Source organism: Micromonospora sp. NPDC050200 (genome assembly GCF_040656135.1).
GTDB lineage: Bacteria > Actinomycetota > Actinomycetes > Mycobacteriales > Micromonosporaceae > Micromonospora.
Map to the genome: position 1 here is coordinate 20,744 of NZ_JBFALG010000073.1, position 8,589 is coordinate 29,332.

General features: G+C 69.3%; 4 protein-coding genes. 2 read left to right on the forward strand and 2 right to left on the reverse strand.

Annotation, left to right across the window (positions count from 1 at the left end):
- The first annotated feature begins 227 nt into the window (after nucleotides 1-227).
- Entirely contained in the window at nucleotides 228-5,759 is a 5,532-nt protein-coding gene (locus AB0I41_RS30545) for a S8 family serine peptidase (protein WP_357114051.1), read from the forward strand.
- Nucleotides 5,760-5,787: 28 nt separating this feature from the next.
- Nucleotides 5,788-7,167: a hypothetical protein gene (locus tag AB0I41_RS30550; RefSeq protein ID WP_357114052.1), complete on the forward strand. Its 1,380-nt coding sequence runs from the start codon at nucleotides 5,788-5,790 to the stop codon at nucleotides 7,165-7,167.
- Nucleotides 7,168-7,210: 43 nt separating this feature from the next.
- Here AB0I41_RS30550 and AB0I41_RS30555 read toward each other — a convergent pair whose 3' ends face one another.
- Both AB0I41_RS30555 and AB0I41_RS30560 read right to left on the reverse strand, forming a co-directional pair.
- The gene (locus tag AB0I41_RS30555; protein WP_357114053.1) at nucleotides 7,211-8,101 is read right to left on the reverse strand and encodes an IS3 family transposase; all 891 of its coding nucleotides are present in this window, start codon (nucleotides 8,099-8,101) and stop codon (nucleotides 7,211-7,213) included.
- Complete coding sequence (locus AB0I41_RS30560; RefSeq protein WP_357114054.1) at nucleotides 8,098-8,394, reverse strand: transposase; 297 nt, start codon at nucleotides 8,392-8,394, stop codon at nucleotides 8,098-8,100. Before AB0I41_RS30560 ends, AB0I41_RS30555 begins: the two co-directional genes overlap by 4 nt.
- Nucleotides 8,395-8,589 lie beyond the last annotated feature (195 nt).

Sequence of the window (8,589 nt, forward strand, 5' to 3'; positions counted from 1 at the left end):
TGTCCCTGTGCATGCGAGACAGCGACCAGCACCGGGTGACGCGCCGAACGGGCGAGCCACCTGACCAGCCACATCCCAGTCGATGGCGTTCGACCTGCCGGCCAGAACCGGCCGGTCAGAACGCCCGAGGACCGCGCAGCGGCAGCGCGACGGGGTGTGGCCGGCACCGTGAGCATCGGAGGGATGAGCGAGTGGACGAGCCGAGGGCCCTGAGGCGACGCATGCGGATGCGTAGCCCGAGACTTACCACGATCACCGTCGCCGTCGGCGCGCTCATCGTCGCCAACCTGGTCGCGGCCCCGGGTAAGGCGGCCGCCACACCAACGCCCGGCGACATCTCCCGGCCGCTGACCCTCAACAGCCTTCTCACCCCAAAAAGTCGGGTCACCGCCAACAAGGCCGCGTCGAGTGCGCTGGCAGAGACGAGCCCCGCGTTGTTGGCGCGCAAAGACGCAAAGCTGGTGCCGGTCGCGATCAAGCTCGACTACGACTCGGTGGCCAGCTACGCCGGCGGCATCAAGGGCCTCGCCGCCACGAGTCCACGGGTCACCGGCTCGCGGCTGAGCGACCGCCCGGCCGCCGCCGCACAGTACGAGCGCTACGTGACGGCGAAGGAAGCGGCGGTCATAGACTCCCTGCGGGCGAAGGTACCCAGCGCGAAGGTGGGCACCCGGCTGCGGACGGTGTATGGCGGCCTGTCCGCGACCATCCCGGCGAACGCCGTGAAGACCGTGCTGTCCATTCCAGGTGTGGTCGCCGTGCAGGAGAACGACCTGCGGCAGCCACTGACCGACTCGAGCCCCGAATTCCTGAATGCCCCACCCGTCTATGACAAGCTCGGCACCACCGCTAACGCGGGGGAGGGCCTGATCTTCGGCGATATCGACACCGGGGTGTGGCCAGAGCACCCCTCCTTCGCCGACCAGGGCAGCCTGCCCCCGCCCGGTGGGCCGGCGCGGAAGTGCGAGTTCGGGGACAACCCCCTGACGCCCGAGGCTGACCCCTTCTCGTGCAACAACAAGCTAATCGGCGGGGCCGTCTTCCTCGATACCTACCTCGCGGCACCACACCCGAAGGAGCCGTTCCCCGACTCGGCCCGGGACTCGAATGGCCACGGCACCCATACCGCCAGCACGGCCGCCGGCAACGTGCTGGAGTCGGCCAAGGTCCTTGGGGTGGAGCGGGGACCGCTGCACGGGCTCGCGCCCGGCGCGTACGTCTCTGAGTACAAGGTCTGTGGAGTCCTGGGCTGCAGCGCGTTCGACTCGGCGGCGGCGGTACAGCAGGCGATCCTCGACGGCGTGGACGTCATCAACTACTCCATCTCGGGCGGCACCACCCCGTTCACCGACCCGGTCGAGTTGGCGTTCCTCGACGCCTACGCCGCGGGGGTGTTCGTGTCGGCCTCGGCGGGGAACGACGGCCCCACCGCCGGCACGGCCAACCACCTGGGACCGTGGGTGACGACCGTGGCAGCGACTACCCAGCCCCGCGAGTTCGGCTCGACCCTGACCCTGAACGCCAGCAACGGTGACACGCTCACCCTCGACGGCGCGTCGATCACCGCCGGCGTGGGCGAGCACCCGGTGGTGCTGGCCCAGAGCGTCTCCGGGTACGCCGGTGGAGCGGGCTGCTCGACGCCCGCCCCCACGGGCGTGTTCGACGGCATGATCGTGGCGTGCCAGCGGGACAACTCTACTGCCCGGACCGCGAAGGGCTTCAACGTCCTACAGGGCGGCGCGGTGGCGATGGTCCTGTACAACCCCTCGCTGGCCGATGTGGAGACCGACAACCACTGGCTGCCGACGATCCACCTGCCCGAGGGCGGCTCCGTCTTCTTCCCCGGCCCCACCCTGCTGGGGTTCATGAACTCCCACTCCTCCGTCACGGGCTCGTTCCAGGCCGGCGAGAAGCGCCAGGGAACGGGCGACGTGCTGGCCGCTTTCTCGTCGCGAGGCCCGGCGGGCACCTTCCTCAAGCCCGACGTGGCCGCGCCCGGAGCCCAGATCCTGGCCGGTAACACGCCGCTGGCCGGTGATCCGGCAGCTGGCGGTGGACCGGCCGGCGAGTATTTCCAAGCCATCGCCGGCACATCAATGTCCGCGCCGCATGTCGCCGGAGCGGCGTTACTCCTCAAGGCCGCCCATCCCGACTGGAGCCCCGGCCAGGTGAAATCGGCGCTGATGACCACGGCGACGACCAACATCGCCCAGGAGGACGGGAAGACGCCGGCCGAACCGTTCGACGTCGGCGCCGGCCGGATCGACATCGGTGCGGCGGCGACTGCGCCGATCACGTTCGACGAGTCCGCGGACGACTTCGCCGCCCTCGGCAACGACGAACAACGTGCCGTCCACCTCAACCTCCCCTCGATCAACGCCCCGGTGATGCCGGGCCGGCTGACCACCACGCGAGTCGCGACGAACGTCTCGAACCGGCAGCAGCGCTTCGCGGTTCAGGCATCGGCACCGAACGAGTCGACGATCACTGTCCAGCCGAGCCAGCTTGACCTCAAGCCCGGCGACTCGGCCACCCTGACCATCACGATCCAGTCCGATGCTCCGATCGGCGCCGACCGGTTCGGCTCCATCAAACTGGTGGGCCAGAACGGCTCCGCCTTGCACCTGCCGGTGGCGTTCAAGCACACCCAGGGCGACGTCAGCGTGAGCCAGTCCTGTCCCGAGGGCGCAGCCCCGGGGGAGGAAGCCACCTGCACGATCGAGGCGGTCAACAAGACCTTTGCCCAGCAGCAGGTCGACTTTGACACTACGGTGAGTAACGGCCTGCGCATCACCGGCACCGATGGCGCCGAGCGGGTGAACGCCCGAACTGCCCGTCGGCATGCCGTCGCCCTGGCCGGGTCCGCGCCCGGTGTACCCGCTGTCGCCCCGGGCACCAGCCCGGGCGGGTACATTCCTCTCGAACAGTTCGGTGCGGCTCCGATACCCATCGGCGACGAGGAAATCCTTCAGTTCGACAGCCCACGGTTCGCCTACAACGGCCAGAGCTGGACGCGCCTCGCCGTCGACTCCAACGGGTACCTCATCGTTGGTGAGGCCGGCCCGGAGGACAACGTCTGCTGCAACCTGCCCGCAGGGCCGGACGCCGCCCGACCGAACAACATCCTCGCTCCGTTCTGGGCTGACCTGGACGGTACGCACGCGGAAGGCATCCGGGCGGCCAGCCTGACCGACGGCTCCAACAACTGGATCGTCATCGAGTACCAGGTCAAGGTGTTCGGCACCAACATCCCGGAGGTGTTCCAGATCTGGATCGGCGAAGCCGATGACGCCACGCCCGGCCAGGACATCTGGTACACCTACGACCCAGGCAACCTCCCGGCCGATCCGGGTATCGGCTTCCTCGTCGGTGCCGAGAACCTCCTCGGCAAGGGCGACGTACAGCGCCGGTTGCCCACTAGCGACCTGCACGTCACCTCCACGGACGCCACGCCTGGCGACACGATCCGCTACACGGTCGACGTGGTCGGCTCCCACCCCGGCGACGGCGAGGTGACCACCGAGATGAGCGGGAGAGGCCTACCAGGCACCGCCATCGCGCACAGCGCCCTGACCGTGACCGACATGTCATGGAAGTCAGCCATGTACGGCCCAGGACTCGACAACAACGTCATCGCCACCACGGTGTGGGATGACGGCAATGGCCCCGCACTGTACGCCGCCGGTCTGTTTGTCAGCGCTGGTGGCACCGCGGTCAACGGCATCGCGCGCTGGGACGGCAAGCGGTGGTCGCCCCTGGCTGGACCGTCCGGCGCGGGGATGGACGCGCAGGTCTTCGCCCTCGCGGTCTACCGCGGCGAGCTCGTCGCCGGTGGGGTGTTCACCCGCGCCGGCGGACAGACCGTCAACGGCGTCGCCCGCTGGGACGGCAAGCGGTGGTCGCCGCTGGCGGGGCCTGCGGGAGTGGGCACGAACGGTGCCGTGCAGGCGCTCGCCGTCTACCGCGGCCAGCTCGTGGCCGGCGGCCAGTTCACCCGGGCCGGCGGGGTGAGCGCTAACCGGATCGCCAGTTGGGACGGCACCCGGTGGTCACCGCTCGGGAGCGGAGCGGAAAGCGGAACGGTGTTCGCCTTGACGGAGTTCGAGGACACGCTCATCGTCGGCGGGAACTTCCTTGAGATCGGTGGAATCAGCGTCAACCGGATTGCCCGCTGGGACGGTGCGCAGTGGTCAACCGCGGGCACCGGTCTGGGGTCCTCGATCACCGACACGGTCCGCGCCCTGGTCGTGGACCAGGGCGCGCTCATCGCCGCCGGCAACTTCTCCCGGGCCGGCACGACCACGGTCAACAACGTCGCCCGCTGGGACGGCAGCTCGTGGGTTGCGCTGGCCTCGGGGGTCAGCGGCGGAAACAACACCGTCTATGCCTTGACGGTCCGGGACGGCACGTTGATCGCCGGCGGCTCCTTCACCCGCACCGGTGACCGGACCGTCAACAACGTCGCTCAGTGGGATGGCATCGCCTGGTCGGCGCTCGCCGACCCATCGGGATCCAGCCTCGATCACGAGGTACGCGCACTGACCGTCTATGCCGGCTCACTGATCGCGGGCGGCGTGTTCAGCCGGGCTGGCGGCGTCGTGGTCAACCGCATCGCCAGCTGGGACGGCGCGCATTGGGCACCGCTCGCCGCCGGGGACGCCCCCGGAACCGGACTAAACGCCGAGGTTTCCGCCCTCGCCACCCACAACGGTGCACTGATCGCCGCCGGACGGTTCACCGTTGCCGGAGGCACGGTGGCGAACGGCATCGCCCGGTGGGACGGCAAGACCTGGGCTCCGTTGGGAGCCGGGTTCAACGACGCCGTTCGTACGCTCACCGTCTACAACGGGCAGCTCGTCGCGGGTGGGCTGTTCACCCAGTCCGATGGCAAGGCGGTGAACCGGATCGCCCGGTGGGACGGCACCTCGTGGCTACCGCTCGGCGACGGGATGAACGGCGCGGTCGACTCGCTCGCGGTGTTCAACGGCAAACTGATCGCCGGCGGCCGGTTCCGCAACGCCGACGGCGCGCTCACCAACGGCATCGCCGCCTGGGACGGTGCGGCGTGGTCGCCGCTCGGCTCCGGGCTCGGCGGCCCGTTCACGCCTCAGGTGTGGGCGCTGACCGTGTACAACGGCGCGCTGATCGCCGGTGGGGTATTCGCAACGGCCGACGGCGAGACCGTGAACAACATCGCGCGCTGGGACGGCAGCCACTGGTCAGGCATGGGCGGACCGTCCGGCGCCGGCGTGGACGACCGCGTCGCGGCATTGACCGTATTCAACGGCACGCTGGTCGCTGGCGGTGGCTTCACCAAGGCGGGTGGCGTGCAGGCCAACTGGATCGCCAGCTGGAATGGCACCCGGTGGGCCGCACTTGGCGCGCCGAGCCTGAGCGGCGGCTGCTGCGGGCCGTTTGTGCGAGCCGTGACCGTGTTCGATGGCGCCCTGATCGCCGGCGGCGTATTCACTCAGGCGGACGGACGATCAGTCAATGGCATCGCCCGGTGGGACGGCGCCTCCTGGACGCCACTGCTGCGACCGAACAGCGCCGGAGTCAGCGGCGGGGTGAACGTCACCGGCGGCGCGGCGAGCCCCGGCATCGCCGCCCTCGCCGTGTGTACGGCCGGCCCCGGACCGGTACGCGACACACTCGTCGCCGGCGGCAGCTTCGCACTCACCGGCGGGGTCGCCAACTGGGGCCTCGGGTTCTACGGCCGAAGCGACCCCCGCGGCCCGCGCGCCGACGGTCCCTGTTAGATCTCCAAACCACTGGAAGGACCTGCGAATGAACACGCGATATACCGAGGGCCCATCGTTGCGGGCACCGCGGCTGCACCGAACCGTGGTGGCCATCGCGGCCACTGTGCTCGCCGTGGTCGCGCAGGCAGCGCCTAGCGCCGCCGCCCCCGCACGGCCTGACCAGCTGCGCGAAGCGGCCCTGGTCACCGGCCCCACGGAGGCCTTCCAGCCGATTTGGGGGATCGCCGACCTCGGCCATGGCCTTGTCGCCGGGAGCACCCGCTGGCGGCACGACGACGGCTTCATCTGGAACGACACGTACGGTCCGTTTCTCTGGTCAGAGCACGGCACGGCACGGCGGATCGAGGTCCCACCCGAGCTGTCCACCACCCCCAGCGTCTATACACCGAGCGGGATGACCCCAGACGGCGGCACGGTGGTTGGCACCGTCCTCTTCCGCCAAGCCCTGATCAGCGAGCCGTGGGCGTGGACAATTCAGACCGGGCTCACGTTCCTCGAGCTGCCGCCGGACCCCGCCTTCGGCGGTGAGGCCGTTGCGGTCTCCAACAACGGCAGGCTTGTCGCCGGCAACGTGTCCCGGCAAGGGCGCCTCGCCACCAGCCAAGCGACGGTATGGCGAAACGGGGTCCCGCAGACGCTTCCGAGCAGCCAGCCCTGGTCGGAGGCGCACGCGATGAGCCCGGACGGATCGGTCATCGTCGGGGCTGCCGGCCCGTCGCGTTCCCAGCCACAGGCGACCCGCTGGGTGAACGGCGTCGAGCAGCCGCTGTCCACTCTTGATGACGGCGTTTCGTCCAGCACCGCGACGTTCGTCGTCAACAACGGTTCCGCGTTTGGCACCGCCACCCTCACCGACGATCGCACAGTCCTCATGCGGTGGAACCAAAATGGGGCTCCCGAGGTGCTTACGCCACCCGCGGGCCTCAGCGTGGCACGCCTGAGCGCGATCGACGAGCTCGGTACCGCGGCGGGCGGTGCGTTCGCCGAAAAGACCAGCTGCATCGTGACGCCGGACCCGGCCTGCAACTGGGCACCCTTCGTGTGGACACAGCGCGACGGCTTCACCATCCTCCCCGAGAACGGCCTGGAGGATTACTACGACCGGAGTGTTGTCGAGGACGTGTCCGACCACGGGCGGGTCGTCGTGGGCGAGCTGGCACGAAGCATCATCGGGCCGACTGGCGAACGTCAGCAAGGCTTCGTGTGGTCGGCCAGCTCGGGGCTTCTCCTCGCGAACGACCTCATGGCCGCGACCGGGCAACCCAGTCGCGACTACCACAGTGCCGGCAGCGTAAGCCGTAACGGCATGCGCGTCCTGCTGACCGGCAATCCACCGGCGAGTCCGCACGACACGCTGTCGGTTCTGGTCGATCTGCCACCGCTGTGGTCGGTCCCGATATCGTGACGCTAACCACGCCTGTCAATCCCCTGGAAGCGTGGAGGGTTGTTTAAGCTGCTTCGGCCCGGCGGGCGTCGGCGATAAAACGTTCGTAGTCGACCGGTGACATGCCGTCGCAGGCGCTGTGACGTCTGCGGGTGTTGTAGAAGTCGACGATCCAGGTGGCGATTTTGATGCGGGCCTCGGCGCGGGTGCGGAACAGCTGCCGGTGGATGTATTCGACCTTGATGGTGGAGTTGAACGCCTCCGCGGCGGCGTTGTCCAAGGCGCAGCCGACGCGGCCCATGGACTGGGTCACGCCCAGGCGGCGGCAGGCCTTGGTGTAGTCGGCGGCGGTGTACTCGGATCCGCGGTCGCTGTGGAAGATCACTCCGTCGACGGCGCCGCCGCGGGTCGCCGCGGCCATGCTCAGGGTCGCCTGGGTCAGGTCGGCGTCGTGATGCGCGCTCATCGCGTAGCCGAGCAGCCGGCGGGAGTACAGGTCGATCACCGTGGCGAGGTAGAGCTTGCCCTCGTCGGTGACGACCTCGGTGATGTCGCCGCACCACAGCACGTCCGGCGCGACGGCGGTGAACTGCCGCCGGACCCGGTCCGGGGCCACCGGCCGTTTGCCCTGCTTGGTGAGGCTGCGCCGGCGTCGCGGTGTGCGTCCAGCCAAGCCGAGCGCGGCCATCCGCGCCGCGACGGTGTTGACCGACACCTGCCACCCGTCGGCGTGCAGATCCTGGGTCACCCGCGGGGAGCCGTAGGTGCCGCCGGAGGCGTCGAACGCTGCCCGGATCGCCTCATCGAGGGCGTCGCGGCGGGTCTGCCGTCCGGTGGGCTGCCGGTCACGCCACTTGTAGAACCACGACTGCGACAGTCCCAGCGCCCGGCAGGTCACCGCGTGCGGCACGGCGTGCTCGGTCCTCTGAGCGGCGACGAAGCGGGCCACACTCACTTCGTCGCCTCCTTGACCCACAGGACCACAGATCGCTTGAGCACGTCGCGCTCCATCGCCAACTCGGCGTTCTCCTTACGCAGCCTGACCAGCTCGGCGCGTTCATCCTCACCAAGACCGCCAGCGGCGGCCTCACCCCGAGCCCGCCGGTCCTGCGCCACCCAGTTCGCCAGAGTGCCGTCGTTGATCCCCAGATCCCGGGCGACCTGCGCGATCGGCTTGCCCGTCTCCCGCACGATCCGCACAGCGCCCTCACGGAACTCCCGGTCGAACCGTCTCCTCGTCTCAGCCATGACCATCTATCCCCTTAGGTCCGGCCTCCACGCTATCGGGGGAACCTCACGCCAGTCGACCAGATGGGCATGGATGGTCGCCAGGGTCTGTCAAGTTAACGGCCCTGTCTCACATTCGGTGGTGACGGAGGGTGCTGCTATCCGAGGAGGATGCGGTGGCGAAGCAGGGTGAATCCCGCTCGTCCGTGCATTTGG